Origin of the sequence: Phocaeicola faecium, from assembly GCF_014837055.1 — a bacterium.
Lineage (GTDB): Bacteria > Bacteroidota > Bacteroidia > Bacteroidales > Bacteroidaceae > Phocaeicola > Phocaeicola gallinarum.
Map to the genome: position 1 here is coordinate 109,408 of NZ_JACSPQ010000053.1, position 20,633 is coordinate 130,040.

General features: G+C 46.2%; 18 protein-coding genes. 8 read left to right on the forward strand and 10 right to left on the reverse strand.

Annotated features, from left to right (window positions below; all coding sequences use genetic code 11):
* Positions 1 to 3: 3 nt before the first annotated feature.
* Both H9626_RS14195 and H9626_RS14200 read right to left on the reverse strand, forming a co-directional pair.
* Complete coding sequence (locus H9626_RS14195; protein ID WP_191710891.1) at positions 4 to 819, reverse strand: LicD family protein; 816 nt, start codon at positions 817 to 819, stop codon at positions 4 to 6.
* A complete protein-coding gene (locus tag H9626_RS14200; RefSeq protein WP_178256058.1) occupies positions 816 to 2,183 on the reverse strand; it encodes a bifunctional cytidylyltransferase/SDR family oxidoreductase in 1,368 nt (455 codons plus the stop codon). Before H9626_RS14200 ends, H9626_RS14195 begins: the two co-directional genes overlap by 4 nt.
* Before the next feature lie 273 nt (positions 2,184 to 2,456).
* Here H9626_RS14200 and H9626_RS14205 point away from each other — a divergent pair, with 273 nt between their 5' ends.
* Complete coding sequence (locus H9626_RS14205; RefSeq protein ID WP_178256048.1) at positions 2,457 to 3,056, forward strand: hypothetical protein; 600 nt, start codon at positions 2,457 to 2,459, stop codon at positions 3,054 to 3,056.
* A 4-nt stretch (positions 3,057 to 3,060) separates the two neighbouring features.
* Positions 3,061 to 3,348, forward strand: coding sequence for a winged helix-turn-helix domain-containing protein (locus tag H9626_RS14210; RefSeq protein ID WP_178256049.1), 288 nt, complete (start codon positions 3,061 to 3,063; stop codon positions 3,346 to 3,348).
* Positions 3,349 to 3,717: 369 nt separating this feature from the next.
* Here H9626_RS14210 and H9626_RS14215 read toward each other — a convergent pair whose 3' ends face one another.
* The 5 genes from H9626_RS14215 to H9626_RS14235 are packed head-to-tail and all read right to left on the reverse strand — an operon-like array spanning position 3,718 to position 8,608.
* Positions 3,718 to 4,950 carry a BT3233 family polysaccharide utilization protein gene (locus H9626_RS14215; protein ID WP_191710892.1) on the reverse strand — a complete coding sequence of 411 codons (1,233 nt, stop codon included), beginning with the start codon at positions 4,948 to 4,950 and terminating at the stop codon, positions 3,718 to 3,720.
* Positions 4,951 to 4,996: 46 nt separating this feature from the next.
* The gene (gene dacB / locus H9626_RS14220) at positions 4,997 to 6,409 is read right to left on the reverse strand and encodes a D-alanyl-D-alanine carboxypeptidase/D-alanyl-D-alanine endopeptidase (RefSeq protein WP_191710893.1); all 1,413 of its coding nucleotides are present in this window, start codon (positions 6,407 to 6,409) and stop codon (positions 4,997 to 4,999) included.
* Positions 6,410 to 7,750, reverse strand: coding sequence for a dihydrolipoyl dehydrogenase (gene lpdA / locus H9626_RS14225; RefSeq protein ID WP_191710894.1), 1,341 nt, complete (start codon positions 7,748 to 7,750; stop codon positions 6,410 to 6,412).
* 33 nt (positions 7,751 to 7,783) lie between these two features.
* Positions 7,784 to 8,176: a hypothetical protein gene (locus tag H9626_RS14230; RefSeq protein WP_191710895.1), complete on the reverse strand. Its 393-nt coding sequence runs from the start codon at positions 8,174 to 8,176 to the stop codon at positions 7,784 to 7,786.
* A gap of 15 nt (positions 8,177 to 8,191) precedes the next feature.
* The gene (locus H9626_RS14235) at positions 8,192 to 8,608 is read right to left on the reverse strand and encodes a PH domain-containing protein (RefSeq protein ID WP_178256054.1); all 417 of its coding nucleotides are present in this window, start codon (positions 8,606 to 8,608) and stop codon (positions 8,192 to 8,194) included.
* Positions 8,609 to 8,755: 147 nt separating this feature from the next.
* On the opposite strand from H9626_RS14235, the gene nadB reads away from it, so the two are divergent.
* From nadB to H9626_RS14255, 4 genes are all read left to right on the forward strand, one after another.
* The gene (gene nadB, locus H9626_RS14240; protein ID WP_178256055.1) at positions 8,756 to 10,342 is read left to right on the forward strand and encodes an L-aspartate oxidase; all 1,587 of its coding nucleotides are present in this window, start codon (positions 8,756 to 8,758) and stop codon (positions 10,340 to 10,342) included.
* Positions 10,343 to 10,694: 352 nt separating this feature from the next.
* Positions 10,695 to 11,498 carry a tetratricopeptide repeat protein gene (locus H9626_RS14245; protein ID WP_191710896.1) on the forward strand — a complete coding sequence of 268 codons (804 nt, stop codon included), beginning with the start codon at positions 10,695 to 10,697 and terminating at the stop codon, positions 11,496 to 11,498.
* A gap of 139 nt (positions 11,499 to 11,637) precedes the next feature.
* Positions 11,638 to 12,432 (forward strand): helix-turn-helix transcriptional regulator, encoded by a 795-nt coding sequence (locus tag H9626_RS14250; protein WP_191710897.1) that lies wholly within the window; start codon positions 11,638 to 11,640, stop codon positions 12,430 to 12,432.
* Between the two features lie 101 nt (positions 12,433 to 12,533).
* The gene (locus H9626_RS14255) at positions 12,534 to 14,027 is read left to right on the forward strand and encodes a TonB-dependent receptor (RefSeq protein WP_191710898.1); all 1,494 of its coding nucleotides are present in this window, start codon (positions 12,534 to 12,536) and stop codon (positions 14,025 to 14,027) included.
* A 149-nt stretch (positions 14,028 to 14,176) separates the two neighbouring features.
* Here the strand turns inward: H9626_RS14255 and H9626_RS14260 are convergent, their stop codons facing one another.
* From H9626_RS14260 to H9626_RS14270, 3 genes are read right to left on the reverse strand one after another with little or no spacing between them, the layout of a single operon-like run.
* The gene (locus H9626_RS14260) at positions 14,177 to 14,986 is read right to left on the reverse strand and encodes a DUF3108 domain-containing protein (RefSeq protein ID WP_191710911.1); all 810 of its coding nucleotides are present in this window, start codon (positions 14,984 to 14,986) and stop codon (positions 14,177 to 14,179) included.
* A complete protein-coding gene (locus H9626_RS14265) occupies positions 14,986 to 16,914 on the reverse strand; it encodes an Ig-like domain-containing protein (protein WP_178256638.1) in 1,929 nt (642 codons plus the stop codon). Before H9626_RS14265 ends, H9626_RS14260 begins: the two co-directional genes overlap by 1 nt.
* A 35-nt stretch (positions 16,915 to 16,949) precedes the next feature.
* On the reverse strand, positions 16,950 to 18,464 hold the full coding sequence (locus H9626_RS14270; RefSeq protein WP_178256637.1) for a GH3 auxin-responsive promoter family protein: 1,515 nt from the start codon (positions 18,462 to 18,464) through the stop codon (positions 16,950 to 16,952).
* Between the two features lie 143 nt (positions 18,465 to 18,607).
* On the opposite strand from H9626_RS14270, the gene H9626_RS14275 reads away from it, so the two are divergent.
* Both H9626_RS14275 and dusB read left to right on the forward strand, forming a co-directional pair.
* On the forward strand, positions 18,608 to 19,621 hold the full coding sequence (locus H9626_RS14275) for an ATP-dependent 6-phosphofructokinase (RefSeq protein ID WP_178256636.1): 1,014 nt from the start codon (positions 18,608 to 18,610) through the stop codon (positions 19,619 to 19,621).
* A gap of 24 nt (positions 19,622 to 19,645) precedes the next feature.
* A complete protein-coding gene (gene dusB / locus H9626_RS14280; protein WP_191710899.1) occupies positions 19,646 to 20,632 on the forward strand; it encodes a tRNA dihydrouridine synthase DusB in 987 nt (328 codons plus the stop codon).
* Position 20,633 lies beyond the last annotated feature (1 nt).

Here is a 20,633-nt window from a genome sequence, read left to right on the forward strand (position 1 = left end):
CGCTTATCGGTTATCTAATAATTCGGGATGCAGGTAAATGGCATGTATCTTTCGCTTATCTTCCGGCGGAATATCCATGTAGTTGCGATACAAGTCTTTCAGGTAGGCATCGGGATTACAGGGTGCGCTGAAGCGTTTTCCTTCAAACTCGATTTCGCCCAGCGGGAAAATAGAATCGCGGCGGTGCATGATGCCGTAGCCGTTATTGATAAGTACGTTTGATATATAGGTGTCTTTCGGGTAGAGCATACAAAGTATGTTCCACACCGTCCGGTAAATGCCGTATTTCGCACCGAACCAGAAAAATTCTGCCAGCGAACGCAACGAATAATAGTGGGGGGCGTGCAGGATGGAATATGCCGTTGAGATGCCTTTCGTAAACTTCTTTACCCACGGCTTCGGCACACTGGGATAGTCGATAAACGGAAAGATGTCGACAAACAGTCCCTTTTGATAGTCTCCCCGCATATTGTCTCCGCTTTCAAGGTACAGCGAATTGAGGTCGCGTATCTTGATTATCGGTTCTTTGCTCGATGGGTCGGTTTCAGGAGTTTGGAGAAACAGGCCGTCGCGCAGTTCCGACGGGGCGATGCGGATGAAGCGTTGCAAGTCTTCGAGGCGCATGGCAAGGTCGATGTCATCATCCCACGGGATGAAGCCGCCGTGACGCACAGCCCCCAGCAGACTGCCGCCATCTAACCAATACGGTATCTGATGTTTGCGGCAAATCCGATCTATCTCCTCCAAGATGCCAAGCTGTTTCAGCTGACATGCCCGCAGGTTCCGTTTCACATACTCAGTCAAGAAAGGATTCTTCATACCATTTCTCGTTTTACGTCGATTACTTGTCCGGTATAGTCGGACGCAAGGGTTTGGAGAGTCGCCTCTGCTACCTTGTCGGCAGAAAGCAAAGTATCTTCCGGCTCAATGCCGAAATTATGCACCCGCATGGGAGTCTTTGTCCGTTCAGGGTTGACACAGTTGATGCAGATTCCGAAGCCTTCCCACTCTTGCGCGATGGCTTGTACGAAGTTGACTATCGCCGCTTTCGTCGACGAGTAGATACTGTAAAAGGCACGTCCGCGTGTATAAGAGCTGGAGGTGAAGAACACCAGTTTTCCTTTCGTTTCCTTCAAATAAGGAAAGGCTTCAAGGGCTACGTTCACCGTTCCCATGTAGTTAGTCTGTACCGCCGAGACAATCGTTTCGTAATCCGTAGCTATCAGCGGCTCTTTGTTCAACACTCCGGCTGTGTTCACCACAAAGTCTATCCTGCCCTCTTTTGCAAATACTTCTTTCAGCGCATGGCTCACCTGATTGCGATCGCCTACGTCAGTATGGTTCAAGCTACGCGAAAAGCGATATACTTTTCCGCCGTGCTGTTCCAACATGCGTGCCACTTCAGCACCGATGCCGTAACTTCCGCCGAACACCACGGTTACTTTGTCGCGCAACAGGGTTATATCTATCGCTTCGTGGTTCAGCTCGCTCTTACGGAGTTGGAAAAACTTATCAAGCAGATAAGTATCCTCTTTGTATGTCAGCTTCATGTTGCTTTCCTCGCCCGCTACAACATAGATGGGCACATCGGGCAGGTATTTCTTTACCACGCCACAGTCGTCTGTCACCTTAAAGGCAGCATCTTTAAGCGCAATCTCATACGCCCGGCGGATGGTGTCTATCGAAAACGCCTGCGGGGTCTGTCCGCGTTTCAGTCGTGAGCGGTCGGGTATCTGACTGATAAAATCGCCTTCCACCTCGATAATCGTATCGGCAGAAGGAAGTGCCACATCAATGGCATCGTATGTTTCGAGCGCTTTCACCACATCATTGATGATGCGCTGGCTTACCAACGGACGCACGGCATCATGGAATATCAAATTAACATCCGCTCCCGCGTATGCTTCGATGGCAGAAAGGCTGGAATGATAACGCTCCTTCCCTCCTTTCAATATCTTCTTTACTTTCTTCCATCCGTTTTTGATTATCAGGTTCTCAAACTCCGAGATATAGAAAGGATTAGACACGATGGCTATTTCGTCGATATGCGGATTCGTCTCAAACACTTCCACCGTATGCTCTACCACCATCTTGCCTGCCACTTTGAAGAACTGCTTCGGAGTAGAAAGCCCCAAACGGCTCCCCACCCCTCCTGCCAATACCACAGCTATGTTTTTTCTCATCATCTGTTACGCATTAAAGATTATTGCAAACTTAGCGAAAATCTGTGATATAAACGAAATATGACGGGAGTAATGTCATTTCATTTCGCATACGGCTGCCGAACCCGCAGCCGGAGCATGAAATCTTTTTCGCTTCCCGATAAAAAAAGTCTGAATATTATTTGGTTTATAAAATAAACTACTTTATATTTGCAACAACAAGAGCAAGCAATAGCGCGCATTGCTCTTACTCTTGATTAACCTATATAATCAACTACTAAAAAATTAAGAAGTATGGAAGACAGAAAAATCAATGAAATGGAAAGTCTTGAGCTTATCTCCGAGATGATAAGAAAGACAAAGAATGAAGGTTCTATGAAAGAAGACTACAACACGTTTCTTTACTATGGATATGCGGCAGTAATCATTTCGATTATAGTATGGGCAGGGATTCACTTTACCGGGGAATTGGAATTTTCGTTCATTTGGTTTGCCATGTTCGTGCCATACCTATGGACTACGTTTGCCGGAAAACAAAAAAAGCCTGAAGTAGTTACTTACCTCGACAGTATGCTTGGAAACATTTGGAAAATCATAGGGAACATGTTTGCACTCACAACCCTTGCCATCGTAGCGACAGGGGCATACGTGGGGATAATCAATTTTTCACTAATGATGCCTTTATCCATTATCTATGCAGGCATCGGCACTGCCATGACGGGACTTGTCATTAAAGAAAAAGCATTCGTATGGCTTCCGCTGGTAGGGCTTCTCGCTTCGGTATATATGCTCCTGTCCGACGGGTACGACAATTCATGGAATATTCTTTTTGGTCTGTCGTTTCTTGCTTTCATGGTGATACCTGCACACATTGTCAGAAGTAAAGCTAAGTAAGTGTATGAAAGAACTTGATCCTCTATTACATTCGCAGCTCCGGTTGGCAATCGTATCTCTACTGCTATCGGTTGAAGAAGCTGATTTCAATTATCTCAAGGAGTACACTCAGGCTACTTCTGGTAACTTGAGTGTACAAATTGACAAATTGTCCGAAGCCGAATATATAAAAGTAAGAAAGGAAATCGTGGGCAAAAAGACGAGAACCTCTTGCTGCCTTACAGACAAGGGACGGGAAGCGTTGGCTGAATATGTAGCTGCCTTAAAAGAGTATCTCGGCAAACTGATGTAACAGCATACCACACTGTTACTGTGCCTTTAGCATTTCTCGAATTTATGTTTCTTTACATATTTCATTCAACAGACTCTATCTGAAAATGAAACAGTTAGAACCGTTCCGCTCGACTAAAACAAAACATAAAATCTCCTGACAAAACACTCCCAAAACACTACCGTTAGCGTTAGTCATCTCATGCGGTAGCGTTGCCCAACGCTTCCCATAGCGTTGTCCGGTTGTATGGGTAGAATTTTTCAAGCTCCCGACAAAGCGGAAAACGTTTAAACAAGTGCATAAAAAAACGAAAGTTGCCCGACAAACTCCGCCCTGCAAGCGGGGTTTTCAGGCAACTTTCGTCTTTCTGTTTCTATGAAGCAGCGTACGTTATTCTATCGTAACCTGCAACGGGTTGCGTACTTTAGCTGCAAAGTTTTCCAAGTAATTCGTCCAATCTTCCGGTGCGGCAAAACCGTATTTGCTCCATCCCGAACCCCAATAATATACGTAATCGTCATCGGGGGCGTACGGACTGATTGCCAACACATGACCTAAGGCGTCTCCTACGGGGGCGTCAAACAGCTCTGCTTTGGCTTCCGTTACCGGATAAGGGAATACGGCTCCTACGTAAACAGTACCGTTATCGGCATTGGGTTCGGTGGTAGGGTCGGCATAGGCGATATAACCTTTTTCGGCATTGCAAACATATTCTTTCGGATGGGCGGCGTGAATCACCAAGCCGGTTGCAAGGGGAGTTTCAGCCGTCAGATAGGCATAATTGACCGTTGTTTTGTTTAGCTGAGAGCCTTTGTCGAGCTGGATGATACGTGTTTCCACCACGTTTGAGTCGTTTTTTATCACTAAGGGGTTATAAACTAACTTGACGGTGAAGCGAAGCGGCCCGTTATCCAGCACCTCGCATTCGTTGTAACAATACGGGTATATCAGCTTGCCGTCGGGCATCAATGCCGATGTACCTCCGCCCAGTGTAGGTCCTACGGCGTAACAGTCCATGCCGTTTCCGTGGTCTACGTGGTATGAAATGGTCTGACGCAGGCTGTCGGCTTCCGCCTTCTTGCCGGCTTGCTGCAAAGCGTGTATTGCTGCCCACGATGCCGAATCGAGTTCCATCCGGTAACGGTCTTCCACCACAAGTTCTTCGGTGTTTTTGGTAAACACATCGTAGCCGTATGCCTTTTCGCCGGAGCGCTGAAGCGCAGGACCGTAAGCGCGATAGGCAGCACGGTCGTTCTCCCACGCCACATCGTCGGCACGCTCAGGATACTGTCGCCCGTATACCACCGTATTGACAAGTATCGGTTCTCCCTCTTGAATCGTATATCCTACCGTAGCCTGTGCTGCCACTGAAGCCGGAAAAATCAGCTTGTCATCGTACGTAAGCTGGTAGGGAACTTCTTGGGCTTTGTCATCGTAAACCACTAATTGCGCCGTATCGGGCAAGTTGAGTTTTCTGAACACTTCTTCCGCCGATACCTCAACCATTTCGCCGGAGCGCTCCATGTTCAGAGGGTTGGTTATTGTTACCGTAACCGCCTGTTGCTCGTCAGTACAACTATATGATGCAGCCACACAAGCGAATGCTAATAAGAATTTTTTCATAAACATAGTCTGATTAAATAAACATATTCAAGGTATGCGCACCGGTTTACCCGGCTACCAGAATCTCGCATACCTTATCCTGAAAGTCGCGTGCCTGTCTTGCCTTCAGCACGTTCTGATTGATAATCACAAAAGCATATACATGACCGCCATGACCGAAAGCATACCCCGCCAGCGAACAAACGCCCGTAACGGTTCCCGTCTTAGCCCGCACCCTGCGGAAAGCCTGCGTCCGCCCCATGCGGTACTTCAAAGTCCCGTCAATCCCCGCTATCGGGAGCCCTTCGTACAACGGATGATATACCTCCGGACGATGGTAAGCGTATTTCAGGTAAGCCAGCAGCAGGTCGGGCGACACGTAATTATATAACGACACGCCACTGCCGTCTACTATCTTGTAATTCTTAGGAGAACACCCGATACTGTCTTGCATGAACCGGCTGATGGCTTTCTGCGCCTCCCGGCTACCTATCCCCTTCGACTTGCGTGAGCCATGCAGCCCCAAATGGTAGAACATGGATTCGGCAGCCAGATTGTCACTTTCTTTCAGCGCACGCTTTAAGACGGCTTCCAACGGACGCTTCCGCACTCCCAGCATACATGCTTCCGCCGGAGCCTCAGCAAAGCCAATGCTGTCGGCACTGACCGCTATGCCTTTCTGCCGAAGCCGATATCCCAACGTCTGCACAAAAAAGCGTTGCGGATTATAAACGTTCAGCGTGGCAGCCTGACGAGAAGAAACATTGCCTGAAACAAGGATGCGGTTTTCATTTGCCAGCCAGTTTCGGGTAATCTGCAAGCCTCCCGCCGAAGGCACTCTGGTAAGAGAGCGGTTGTCTACCTCATAGCAATCCGACTCCGGAGCTATTTCTATCCGTCCCGCCTGCCCCGGATTACCCGGCTCTATCGTTACATCGACACAGCCTCTGTTCAGCATCAGCGGAGAAAGATAGGGTTGAAAGGCTTCCGGCGTATCGTCCCACGACCAGCCTTCACCCCAATAAACAGAGTCTTTCATTGATACATCGCCTATCAAACGTCCGTCTATCCGGCGAATCCCTGCACGGTAAACCGAATCGACCAACGCCAACAGGTCTTCTTCCATAAACTCAGGGTCGAATCCTCCTATCACATACAAATCGCCCTTTAACCGCCCCGCCTCAATGCTGCCTGTATAAGCCAGCCGGGTAGCATAATCGTAATCTTTCCCAAGCTCCGACAATGCCGTGACCGAAGTAATGACTTTCTCGATGGAAGCAGGGCGATATAACTTATTTGCCTGATAGCGGTACACGGGAACATCGTCCGTAAGGTCGTATACCGCTATTCCTACTTCGGAAGTATTTAAAACGGAAGAGGAGATAACCAATGCGTCCAGCTTTTCAGCGATGGTCTGCGCATCGGTTCTGCCTCCTACCCAGCATAATAAAAATGCCAATAACAATTTTATACCTTTCATTTACAACTCCTTGAAAATCTCTCCCACCGTGGGATGCGGAAATACGTACCGCTTCCAGTCGGAAAGTTTACGTCCGTCTTCTATCATCATACCCGCCAGAACGATTAGCTCTGAAGCCGGGTTTCCTAACAGATGCGCACCTAAAATCGTCTCGTCTTCGCCCACCAATACTTTGCACACGCCGTTTACTCCTTCGTTTTCGGCAACGAAGCGTCCGGAATAAGCCATCGGCAACTTTACGGCACGATACGGGATTCCTTCTTTCTGCAGCATCTCTTCTGTCCGTCCTACCGAAGCCACTTCGGGGTTGGTGTATACCACACCGGGGATTGCACGGTAGCTCATGGCATCTGCTTTTCCTAAAAGATGATGAACCGCCACTTCCGCCTCGCGCACAGCCGTATGAGCCAATAACGACACGCCGTTTAAGTCGCCGCAAGCATACACGCCCGCTACCGAGGTTTGCAGATGCTCGTCAACCTGTACCAAACCGCGCGCTGTGAGTTGCAAGCCGAGATTCTCCAGCCCGAAGCCTTTCATCACAGGGCGTCGGCCGGCACTTACCAATACCTTCTGTACTTCCACGTTGCCCTCGCCGTCTGCATTCTTATATAATACACGTGCACCGGTATCGGTCTTTTCAAATCCCGTTACGCAGGTATTCAACAAGAATTTTACGCCTCGCTTGCTGTATTCGGCACGTAACAGAGCAGCCAGTTCGCCATCAATGCCGCCCAATATTTCGCCTGTCATCTCAATTACAGTTACTGCCACGCCCAAGCTGCTGAAGAAAGAAGCGAACTCCATGCCTATCACTCCGCCGCCCACAACGGCAAGCGAAACGGGCAGCTCCTTATTGTCGAGCGCCTCGCGATGCGTCCAATAATCTATTTCTCCAAGTCCCGGAATGGGGGGAATCGCCGTTTCGCTTCCCGTACAGAGAATCATCTTTTCACACTCGTATGTTTCTTCCCCGCAACGAACCGTATGCGGGTCGATAATTTGCGCTTCTCCGGAAACGATTTCTACGTGTTGGGCAGTCAGTTTTGCCTTTACTCCCAACACTAACTTACGCACGACTTTTGTCTTTCTGCTGATTATCTTGCCCAAATCAAACGCAGGCTCGGAAACCGATACCGCATATTTTCCGGCATGGCGCGCCGTGTCGTAAACTTTTGCCGAGTAAAGCAACGTCTTGGTTGGGATGCAACCTTCATTCAGACATACGCCGCCCACACTTTTCTTTTCAAACAAAACCACACTCATCCCGGCTTTTCCGGCTGCTTCTGCTGCCGTATATCCTGCCGGCCCTCCACCAATCACTGCCAGTTGATATTTCATCTTATTATTATTTACGGTTAAACAAAATGCTGCTTATTCTTCTTTTTTATAATCTGCATGGGGATTCCGCTCTCTTGCACAGCGGATAAACTCGTCTACGTCTTTCGGGTCAAAGTTAATAAACCCTTTCGTATAATAGATGGTTACCCTTCCTTTCAGCCATGAACCCTTTTGGCGGACGATGCGCGTTACGCCGTATGCCTTGATGCTTCCGCTGAAACCGCGCTTCAGCCAGATATCACCGTTTTCTTGAACCAGTATACACGTCATCAGCTCATCGGCAAGCAACAGAACAGGAAGGATGAGCGGCAGCAGATTCCAATAATTCTCTGTCTGCACCGCCAAAAGAACAATCGCTATAATAAGTATAATCCCCCCTAACCAAACTTTAAAGGGGGTACGCCGAATCTTAAATTTTCGTGTCATAATATTGATGTTAAGTTATATATTTACCTTTATCGAGGCGTTTTGTTTCAGTAGTGCTTGTACAAATGCCTCTTGGTTTTGAGGCGAAATTAATATATAATCTTTAAAAGACCGCTTCCGATAAGTAATTTTAAGCCGGTCGAGCGACAACGCCGGTGCCGATTCGGGGAATTTGCTTTTTTCGATGCTGACAATCTGAGCCACATCGATCGATGCCCCCTTCATAAACCGTCCGACTTCTATCACCAGCTTTCCGTCTGCCGTAACCACATACTGCGTATGAATCAACGCTTCGATCAGGAAAATTACAATAACGGCAAAAAGCAGCGTCAGCAGCAGTTCATGAAACCAAAAGCAAACAAACAGGAAGCAAGAGAAAAGGGCGATTATCCCCCAATACCACCATCCTACCTTTGTATGAAACGTTCTCATCTTTATTAATCACTCTAATCCGTTAAAATCCTCGTGAAGATAATAATTTCTCTCCGAAAACAAACGCATCCATGAAAAAAAGATACCCGGCGTTACGTCTAACTTACTTTTTTTGTAGTTTTGTAACATCTTAAACAATACTTACACATGATTAGGAAATTTGATTTTCTCGTTATCGGTTCAGGGATAGCCGGAATGAGTTTTGCCCTGAAAGTGGCACATAAAGGCTCTGTCGCCCTTATCTGTAAAGCGGGGCTGGAAGAGGCTAATACTTACTACGCGCAAGGAGGTATCGCATCGGTGACCAATCTGAAGGTAGATAACTTTGATAAGCATATCCACGACACGATGGTAGCGGGCGACTGGATCAGCGACCCGGCTGCCGTGGAAAAAGTGGTTCGCAACGCTCCGGCACAAATCGAGGAGCTGATAAAATGGGGCGTGAATTTCGACAAGACGGAAAACGGTGAGTTTGACCTCCACAAAGAAGGCGGACACTCTGAATTCCGCATCCTGCACCACAAAGACAATACGGGGGCGGAGATTCAAACCAGCCTGATAGAGGCTGTACGCCAGCACCCTAACATCACCGTTTTCAGCCATTTCTATGCGGTGGAAATAATCACTCAACATCATTTGGGCATCATCGTAACCCGCCATACGCCGGGAATAAAATGTTACGGCGCATACGTGTTAAACGAAGAGACGGGCGAGGTAGATACCTTCCTGTCGAAGGTAACGGTGATGGCTACGGGCGGATGTGAAGCCGTGTACCGCCACACCACCAACCCGCTGGTAGCCACGGGCGACGGTATTGCGATGGTGTACCGCGCAAAGGGTTTGGTGAAAGACATGGAGTTCATTCAGTTCCATCCCACTGCGCTTTACCATCCGGGCGACCGTCCGAGCTTCCTGATTACCGAAGCCATGCGCGGTTACGGAGCCGTGTTGAAGAACTTGGCAGGCGAAGAGTTCATGCAGAAATATGACCCGCGCCTGTCTCTTGCTCCGCGCGACATCGTGGCACGTGCCATCGACAGCGAGATGAAGCAACGGGGCGAAGACCATGTATATCTTGACGTAACGCATAAAGACCCCGAAGAAACCAAAAAGCACTTCCCGAATATCTATAAAAAATGCCTCAGCCTCGGCATCGACATCACGAAAGATTATATCCCCGTGGCTCCCGCTGCCCATTACTTGTGCGGAGGCATCAAGGTAGACTTGGATGGTCAGTCGAGCATCAAGCGGCTGTATGCCATCGGAGAATGTTCATGCACCGGGCTTCACGGCGGAAACCGTCTCGCATCCAACTCGCTCATCGAAGCTGTGGTTTATGCCGACGCTGCCGCCAAACATGCCATGAGCGTACTCGACCGCTATGACTTCAATGAAGACATCCCTGAATGGAACGACGAAGGAACCATCAGCACCGAAGAACGCATCCTGATTACGCAAAGCATGAAAGAGGTGAACCAAATCATGGAAGCCTACGTGGGCATCGTGCGGAGTAACCTGCGCTTGGTGCGTGCATGGAACCGTTTAGACATTCTTTACGAAGAAACCGAACGCCTCTTCAAGCGCGTAAAAGCCTCGCGCGAGATTTGCGAACTGCGTAACATGATTAACGTGGGTTACCTGATAACCCGTCAGGCAATGGAACGCAAAGAAAGCCGCGGACTGCATTACACCATTGATTACCCGCACGCCGCAACAGACAACAAACAAGCATAACACATTATTTCAGTGCATTTTACGCAGCACAAAAGGCATACCGTCAACGCTTCCCGGCAGGTTACGGTATGCCTTTTTCATACACCCTATTCCGCCCGCAAACCTATGTTGTAATTCAATTTTGTAACGAGCTTATTTTAAAGACTTTACACTTTAAGCATAGAATTTAAAAAACGCTACCGTTAGTGTTGACCAACTCTTGCGGTAGAATCAGGTAATTCTATTCGAAAGACCCACCCGTTCTATGGGTAGCGTTTTTTGAGGTATAACGAAAGACTCTAAACGTATTTTTTTAACTCAGACAGTTCTTTATTTCTTTGGGGAAAATTTTTCCTTATATTTGTCTGCCGATATGAAACAGTTGCCAGTTTATATCGTCGGAATGCTGTTGATGCTTGTAAGCAGTTGTTACAAGCATCATCCCTATCCTGCCGCCATGCAGCAGGCTGTCTGCCTGATAGACTCCCTGCCCGACAGTGCCCTTGTGTATTTGGAGGCTTACGCAGAAAACATTTCCCAAGAACCGGAAGAGACACAGATGTATTACCACCTGCTGCGGATAAAGGCGAACGACAAATTGTATATAACCCACACGTCCGACAGCCTCATCAACCGCATTGTTGAGTTTTACAAGGCACACGATGACAAGGAACGCCTGACGGAAGCCTATTACTATCAGGGGAGCGTGTACCGCGACCTGCACAATGCACCGCAAGCCGTTGAGTGTTTCCGTGCCGCAGCGGAAACAGGGCTAAGCTGCCCGGACAAACGAGTGATGAGCAAGATATACGGACAGATAGCTGCCCTTTTCGCCTATCAGGGATTATATAAAGAAAGTTGGGATGCGGCACGTTTGGAATACGCATACGCCGATACCGCTCAAAATTTTCAGGGGATGGCATTTGCCCTCCGCAACATGGCGCGTATCTATCACGTATTCGGCAAACCGGACAGTGCCGCCCTCGCCTACCGGAAAGGGTATGACCTCGCCATACAAAACCATGCGAACCATACGGCGTATTCGATTTTATCGGAATTGGGAGGATTGTATTACGAAGAAAAGCAGTTTGATTCCGCATACAGCATTCTACGACAAGTTTTATCCCATTATTCATTCCCCAATGCCAATATGCTGATGGGAGGTGTTTTATTATGAATTAGGGAAACCGGATTCCGCCGAACATTACATTCGGCAGGTATTCAAATATAGCACCTTACATAATAAAACAAAAGCCTACGAAATATTTGCGAAAATATCGACATACCGACAAGATTATATCCAAGCATACCAGTATATGCGGAAATATGTAGCATATCAAGACTCCATCGATTTCATAACCAAAACCCAAGAAGTAGCCAAGGTCAATGCGCTTTACGATTACCGAACTACCCAAAAAGAAAACCTGCGGTTAAAAGAAAAGACAACCCGGCAACGCAACCAAATAACCGAACTGCTGTTGCTATTCGTGTTTTTGACGGCAGTCGGAGTAGTTTTTTATCTGCGGACGAAGAAAAAGCGGAGAACCGTATGGGAACAAACCCAACGATTGATGTTGCTTCAAGAAAACCGTTACTCCCAAGCCCGGAAAACCTTGCAAGCCCACGAACAAAAGATCAAAACGCTGACCGAACAACTCCATTCCGCCACGTTGAGAAACGATGAATTGGAACGTACGCGGGCAGAAGCACAAAAAATCGCGTTGGAAGCGGAGAGCAAGCAACTCCACCAATCCATTGAAGAACAAAAATCACAGATCTTATACTTTGAGCAGTCGGAAATTTATTTGAAATTCCACCGTGCCACAAACAGCCGCGACCTGAGCGAAGAAGACTGGGCCGCATTGCAAGCCGAAATAGATTCCGTCTATTCCCAATTTACCCACCGGTTATTGGTACTTTATCCCCGGTTATCCCCCGTAGAAATCCGTATCTGTTACCTGATAAAGATAGGTATTCCGGTGTCACGGATAGCCGGTTTACTTAACCGTTCCGTTCCCGCCATCACTGCCGCCCGCACACGCATGTATAAAAAACTCACAGGAGAAACCGGAACGGCAGAAAAAACTGACTTATTAATACTTGATTTATAATGCATTATAAAATGTAAACAAAAAGTAAACACGTTTTTTCATGGCTGTTTGAGTGGATTTTCTACTTTTAAGAAAAACTTTATATCTCAAATAGCATTACTATGAATCAATACCGCTTAATCTTCATCCTTTTCATAGGACTCATAACAACCACAGCCTTTGCCCAAAACAAAATATCAGGCAAGCTGTCAGACCATGAAACCCGCGAAGTATTGCCATACGCTACAGTACGCTTACTGCAACAAGACTCAACATTTGTGGCAGGAACGGTAACAGACTCGTTAGGACATTACCGCATAAGCGATATTAAAAATGGGGATTATCTGCTATATTTCAGTACGATAGGATATAAACCTAAAGTGATACAGGTATCGGTACGGCAAGACACAAACCTGCCAACAGTGGAAATGGAAAGCGACAATGTAATGTTAGAAGGAGTAACCGTAACTGGAAGTTCTTTTATACAAAAGAAAGACCATTTATTGATTCTGCCAAGCAAAGAACAAGTTAAACACTCGTTTACCGGATACGATTTACTCTATAACTTGATGATACCGGGGCTTACCGTTAACCGAAAAGACAAGACGGTAACCTCAATGACCGGAAAAGCTACTCTATATATTAATGGAATAGAAGCCGATGCAAAAGAAATACAGAGCCTGCAACCTAAAGACATAGAGCGGGTAGAATATTACGTGTTGCCTACCAACGGACAATTTACCGGCGATGCCGCTTCGGTAAACTATATTACAAAAACATATAAAACAGGTGGTTACATCACCATAGACGGATTACAAAATATCGGATACTTGAAAGGCGATTATAACATTGGAGCGAAAGTATCGCACAACAATACTAATTATTCTTTTTGGGCAGGACATACCATGCAACGTTATCAGGGAGTGGAAACCGAAAAAGAGGAATTATTGTCATTTCCCGACCATGTAATCAACCGAAACACAACAAATAACGGAGCAGCATATAAAAATAACCAGCAATATACTCAGTTTAAAGTAAGTAATGACAACGAGAAACGAAACCTATCGGCTTCTTTTGCCGTAGTTCGTGATGAAACGCCTCGCAACAACCACCATGAATTATTAAACTATACCGGGGATAATGCTTACAACACAGAATCGGAGGATAAAAACCGAAGCAAAAGCCTGCGTTCTACCCTCAACCTTACCGGGAACTTTGTGATAAACAAACATCATCAACTAAAATTCCGCCTGAACGGAGGATATACTCAAAACCATTATAAACGGAACTATACGGAAGGAGAGTTACGTTCGGTTTCCGACGTAGATGAAGATTTATACTCTTTCGACGGACAAGTTGCACACTTGTTCCAAATCAGTCCCTCTAACTCGTTATACAGCAGGGTGACTCATTTTCACAACGTAACATCATCTCTTTACAATGGCGATTATCCTTCTTGGCAGCATTTATGGAAAGGAGAAACACTTTTTCAATTCGATTATATGCACCAATTTGGAGAAAAACTAATCATGATGATAAGTCCGGGAGCCTTATATTCGGCATATAAAGCAAAATTTGAAGGGTGGTACGGTTGCGAATTAAAAGGTCACTTCTAAACAATAAATTTTAACCTGTCTAAACCGCTACATCAGGCTGTTTAGGCAGGCTAAAATTTATAGAGAATCTGTTAATTCTCCGCAAAAGACTACTAAACTTTCCACGAGGAAAGTTAAAGAACAAATCAGTGTGTTGTTTATCCTAATTTTTATTTTCCCACAATCGATGTCAGCGGGTATTTATTCCCCTTGATGTCGGTAAGGAATGCTTTGGCAGAACCGAAGTTGAGGTACATGTCAAGACGGACAGGTAGGTGATTGCGGTCGTCGGTTATATAAAACGTTATGACTTCTTTTTCTTTACCTTTCGCATCGTATTCTACCAGTGAGAATACCAAACAGCGGTAAGTTACTCCGTTTTCTGCCGTGTAGTTTTCTTTGCGGCGGAATATCAGGGTTTGTTTCTCTACCGCCCGTCCGGTTGCCATTGAGAACAGAATTTTTTGTCCAGGTTTGTAATCGGTTGGGTCGTAAGAACGTGCCTGAAGCAGGATACTCAACATATCGTACACGCAAACGGGCATTTCATCGTGACGCTTGTCGGTTTTCCCGCGCAGTGTACGCTGCTGGTCGACTATACATTTACCGTTTTTATAGCTGAAACGCACCTCGTCAACCGTATAACGCTTGCCTTCTTCAGCTCCCTTCCGGAAATAAACCGGAATAAGATCTTCGGTGGTGATACAAGTCAGCGTATCGCGCATCTTGAAGAAGAAATCTATTTTCTTGTTGGTGTACGACTCCAAATCTGTCTGCAAGCAAGGTTTGCCCTCGAACGTAGAGTTATTGACAGTCATTTTTGCCCATCCTGCATTAATCCAAATGAACTTCCAGTTGAATTTCAATTCGTAAGAGAGGGATTCTCCGGGCTTGATGGCATCGTTTACCGCGCCACACTGGGCCTTAACCATGCATATACTCCCTATCAGGAGGACTATGCAGAAAATTACTTTCTTCATCATTGTGTTCTTCCTAATTTACGGGCACGCTCTTTATTGCGGTCCTTGATTTTTTTAACTTCGTCAGGTTTCTGTTTCTTTATTTCGTCTAACTTCTGCTTATCAACCGGAGTGGCATGGATGTCCCATGTTTCTTCAAACTCGAAGTTTGCTTTCATTTCCCAAACTTTCGGGAAATAGAAAACCTCCTCCGCTTGTTTTTTCTCGGCATAGTTACCCGTATCCCATACTCCGTTTCCGTTTTCATCGTTAATGAGACGAATGTAGTACTTCGTGCTGGGCTGCAAGAAATAAAAGTCGCAAGTATTCTTGTCTGTTACCGTTTGTTGGCGCACTACGCCGTCACTACTGTTCAACAGCTGTACGATGGCGCGGGGCGAAGCTCCTATGATATTTAAATATAACGTTCCGTAATCTTCCAATGTTTTAACTTTCAGCGTATTCTCTACTTTATTGGTGTAAAGCCCGTATATCCCCTGAATACCCAGCGAGTCTATCTTCAACTGATACTCTTTACCCGGCTGCCAGTTGGCAAGGATTTGGTATTGCCTCGGAGCAACGGAGTCTGCCATGAAAATAAACGGAATATCCTGCCACAAACTGTCTACCATCATTGCTACATGAATAGCCGAAGTATCAATACGGGCTACCGGCTCGTCGAATTTAAGGACTATATTGCGATTGATGTCTAACTCCGACGGCGCATCGACGTTCATCGTCAGGAATTTGGTTTCAACCCGTAACGTATCTCCTTTCTTTTCACGCTTCTTACGTTCCTTCTCTTCTTTCTTCCGAGCCTCTTCCGCCAAAGCCATACGCCGCTCTTTCCCTATCTTGTTCACCATGCGCAGGGTATCGATTTTCGGAACCAATTGCCCCAACGTATCGGTTGCCAAATAATCTAACTGGATGGTCAGCGTATCGCGTTCGCAGAGCGTGGTATCTTTAATCCAATAATGAATCGTGTCGTTACGCAGATTAGACTCTACGACAAATGCATTTTCAGAATCGAAATCCAATCCGCGCAAAGTAGGAAGCGTATCAGACTTTGCACTAAAATACAGTGAGAAGCGATTCAGTTGCGCCCGTTCGCTTTTCATCAGATACTGAAGCGGATTTTCTTCTTTAAACGAGCGTAAAACCAAGTTATCGGGTAAGAAACGGGTGTAGTTCACTTCGTAAATCGTATCATAAGCTAAGGTATCGACTTCGTTCCATATCGTATCGTAGCGGACAGCTCCCGTCATGCTTGGCACGACCAATGAATCCAGATAAGCGATGGCCTCGGTTTTTGAGTCGAACAAATAGTTCTGATTACCGTCCATCAAAGCATAAATGCGGTAGGTTCCGGGAGATACTCCCCGGATGGTAAAATGCCCGCGACTGTCTGTACGCGAAATGCGGTCGAACGGCAATGTGGTAAACGCCGTATCATTCAGATTTTTATGTAATCCTACCTGAATACCTTTCACCGGCTCAAGGTCGGCAGCATTCAGCACCGTCCCCGAAACCTCCATCGTATCAATGGTTTCGCCCGTTGAAAATGCATAAGCGAAGTTTCCCATCGGATTATCTTCGTTATTATCTACTATGGCATCTCCAAAATCAATGGTATAAGTTGTATTTTCTCTCAGTGTATCGAAGAACTCAACCAAAACACGCCGTCCACTCACCTTTACCTCTGGAGCTTCGTTTTGAGGCGGAGAAATGATAACCTTTTCAGAGGCTTTGTCTAACTTGATATACTCATCAAACTCAATGCTGATTTTCTTTCGCTTATTATTGGTTGCATTCGGCTCCGGAGTGGCACGAATGAACTTGGGGGGAGTTTCATCATAAGGGCCACCGTCGGGAGTACCTGTACTGGCGCAAGCATAAAAGCCGATAATCACCAACAAAAAAGCTATGTATTTAGGTATAGGACGCATGTATCAATAATATATTATTAATTCAAACCACTTTTTCAGCGTTTTGTTTTATTCAACTTCAGCATTTCTTCTATTGTTTCACGAGTATTACTCAAACGGGGCACTTTATGCTGGCCGCCCAACTTGCCTTTTTGTTTCAACCAGTCGTGAAACAAATTCGGACGGGCTACGATGATCTCCAATTTTTGCAACGTAATGTCTTTATGGCGTTTGGCTTCGTAATCTGAGTTGATTTCCTGCAATGCCTTATCCAACGTATCGCGGAACTTATCAAGCGAGTCGGGCATCACGCTAAATTCGATCAGCCACTGGTGACGGCATTTCGCATCGGCATCCATAAACACCGGAGCAGCGGAATACTCCAACACCTGCGCACCGGTTTCCGCACAAGCGCGTTCTAATCCTTTTTCCGCATTATCCACCATCAGCTCTTCGCCGAAAGCATTGATAAAATGCTTCGTACGTCCGGTAATAACAAATTTATAGGGATTTTTTTGAGTAAACTTCACCGTATCGCCAAGAATATAACGCCACAAACCACACGAGGTACTGATAACCACTGCATAGTTCTTTCCAACTTCAATGCCTGTCAGCGGAACGATACGAGGATTCGGATTATCAATTTCTTCCAGCGGAATAAATTCATAAAACACATCGTAATCTATCATCAGCAACATGGCAGGGTCATGCAAATCGCTTTGCAGGCCGAAGAAACCTTCGCTGGCATTATACGTTTCCATGTAATGCATCTTATCCGACGGAATCAATGCTTTATACTGTTCACGATATGGAGTAAAACATACGCCCCCGTGGAAAAAGACTTCCAAGTTGGGCCAAACCTCATTCAGATATTTCGCTCCTGTTTTCTCTAAAATACGTTTGATAACAGCCAGCATCCACGAAGGGACTCCCGACAGGTTGGTAACATTTTCGTGGATGGTTGTTTCGGCGATGCGCTCCACCTTTTCTTCAAACTCACTTAACAAAGCGATTTCTTTACTGGGAACGCGGATGAAATTAACCAGCGGATTGATATTTTGAATCAAGATGGCAGACAAGTCGCCCACCAAGCTATCTTTCACATTGTAATTCGGGCTGTGACTACCTCCCAGAATCAACCCTTTCCCTGAGAAAAAACGACTCTCCGGGTTCTGTTGCAAATAAAGAGCTACAGCATCCACCCCTCCTTGATAATGAAGATGATGCAGTCCGTCCTTACTTACAGGTATAAACTTGCTTTTGTCGTTCGTAGTTCCGGAAGACTTGGCATACCATACCACTTTACCCGGCCAAAGCACATCTTCTTCACCATGACGCATACGGTCAACATACCCTTTTACGTCTTCGTACGTTTGAATAGGGACCCGTTGAAAATCAGCGTAGGTCTTTATTTCACTATAATCATATTTCTTTCCCCATTCCGTAGAAGAGGCTGTTTGTATCAGTTTTCGGAATACTCGGTCTTGTATAGCTTCTGCCTCGTTAGCATAACGCGCTATTGCCTGCTGCCTTGGTCCGAATACTTTTCCTATTAACTTTGTAGAATTCATCAGTTACTCTATTTCAATTCCTTAGTCTGCAAAGGTAGATTTTTTTCTACATAAATAAGGAACGCTTTGTATTATTTTTTCCTTTGATATGACAATTATACAGTTTTTTCTTACCTTTACATCACAAAGCAAATACAGAAATTATGAAGATAGGAATCTTGACTTCGGGAGGAGACTGTCCGGGAATCAATGCAACGATACGCGGCGTCTGCAAAACAGCTATCAACTATTACGGAATGGAAGTATATGGTATTCATAGCGGTTTTCGTGGCTTATTGGATAATGATGTCATTCCGTTAACTGAAAGTTCTTTAACCGGACTGCTCAATATGGGTGGAACCATTTTGGGAACTTCCAGAGAGAAACCTTTCAGAAGACGGGGAAACGTAGCCATGTCGGAAGACAAGCCTGCCATGCTGCTGAATACCATTCATGAACGCGGATTGGATTGCATTGTTTGCATTGGCGGAAACGGTACGTTAAAAACGGCTGCCAAACTGCAAGAAGCGGGAGTCAACGTGGTATCTATCCCCAAAACGATTGATAACGATGTATGGGGCACAGATATTTCTTTCGGATTCGACTCGGCTGTTTCTATTGCTACCGATGCCATCGACCGTCTTCACTCTACTGCCAGTTCACACCAGCGCGTCATGGTAATTGAAGTGATGGGACATAAAGCCGGATGGATTGCGCTTTATTCCGGTATGGCGGGAGGCGGAGATATTATCCTACTTCCTGAGATTCCTTTCGATATGCACCGAATCGGAGACACAATTATCAACCGATTGAAAAAAGGGAAACCTTACTCTATCGTTGTCGTAGCCGAGGGGATTCCTACGCGCGACGGAAAAAAAGCTGCCCAATTTATTGCCGAAGAAATAGAATACGAAACCGGCTTTGAAACACGCGAAACGGTTTTGGGGTATATTCAAAGGGGAGGAAGCCCTACGGCTTTCGACCGTAACCTTGCTACCCGGATGGGAGGACATGCAACCGAACTGATAGCGCAAGGCCAGTTCGGACGTATGGTGGCACTGCAAGGTGATGTCATCGGCTCTATTCCGTTACAAGAGACTGCCGGAAAATTAAAATTAGTCACAGAAAACCACGACCTCATCATACAAGGCCGCCGTATGGGGGTTTGCTTCGGATAAAGATACTTAAACAAACCAACCGTAATGAAGATAAGAAACATAGACTTAGGAAACCAACCCGTTTTATTGGCTCCGATGGAAGACGTAACCGACCCGGCTTTCCGTTTGTTATGCAAAGAGTTTGGAGCCGACATGGTATACACTGAATTTGTATCAAGCGATGCCTTGATACGGTCGGTAGGAAAAACTTTACTTAAACTAAACATCAGCGAAAAAGAACGTCCCGTGGCTATTCAAATCTACGGAAAAGATACTGATACGATGGTCGAAGCTGCCCGCATTGTGGAACAAGCGCAGCCGGATATACTTGATTTGAATTTCGGTTGTCCGGTAAAACGGGTGGCAGGAAAGGGAGCGGGTTCAGGCATGTTGCAGAATGTCCCGAAGATGTTGGAAATCACCCGCGCCGTGGTTGATACCGTTAAGATTCCCGTTACCGTAAAAACCCGTCTGGGATGGGATGCCGAACACAAAATCATCGTCGAACTTGCCGAACAGTTGCAGGACTGCGGTATCGAGGCACTGACCATTCACGGACGTACCCGCGCACAGATGTATACGGGAGAAGCCGACTGGACTCTGATAGGTGAAGTAAAAAAGAATCCGCGTATGCGTATCCCGATTATCGGTAACGGAGACATAACCACACCTCAACGCGCCAAAGAGTGTTTCGAACGTTACGGAGTGGATGCTATCATGATAGGACGTGCCAGCTTTGGCAGACCGTGGATATTCAAAGAGGTAAAACATTATCTGGCAACAGGTGAAGAATTACCGCCGTTGGGCTTTAAGTGGAAAATGGATGTGCTTCGCCGCGAGGTAGCAGACAGCGTTAGCCTGTTAGACGAACGCCGGGGGATTCTCCACGTACGCCGACATCTGGCAGCTTCCCCGCTGTTTAAGGGGATTCCTAATTTCAGAGACACACGCATCGCCATGCTTCGCGCCGAGACATTGGAAGAACTGTATGCGATATTGGATTCTATTGAAAAGCGATTCGAAAGCGAATAAC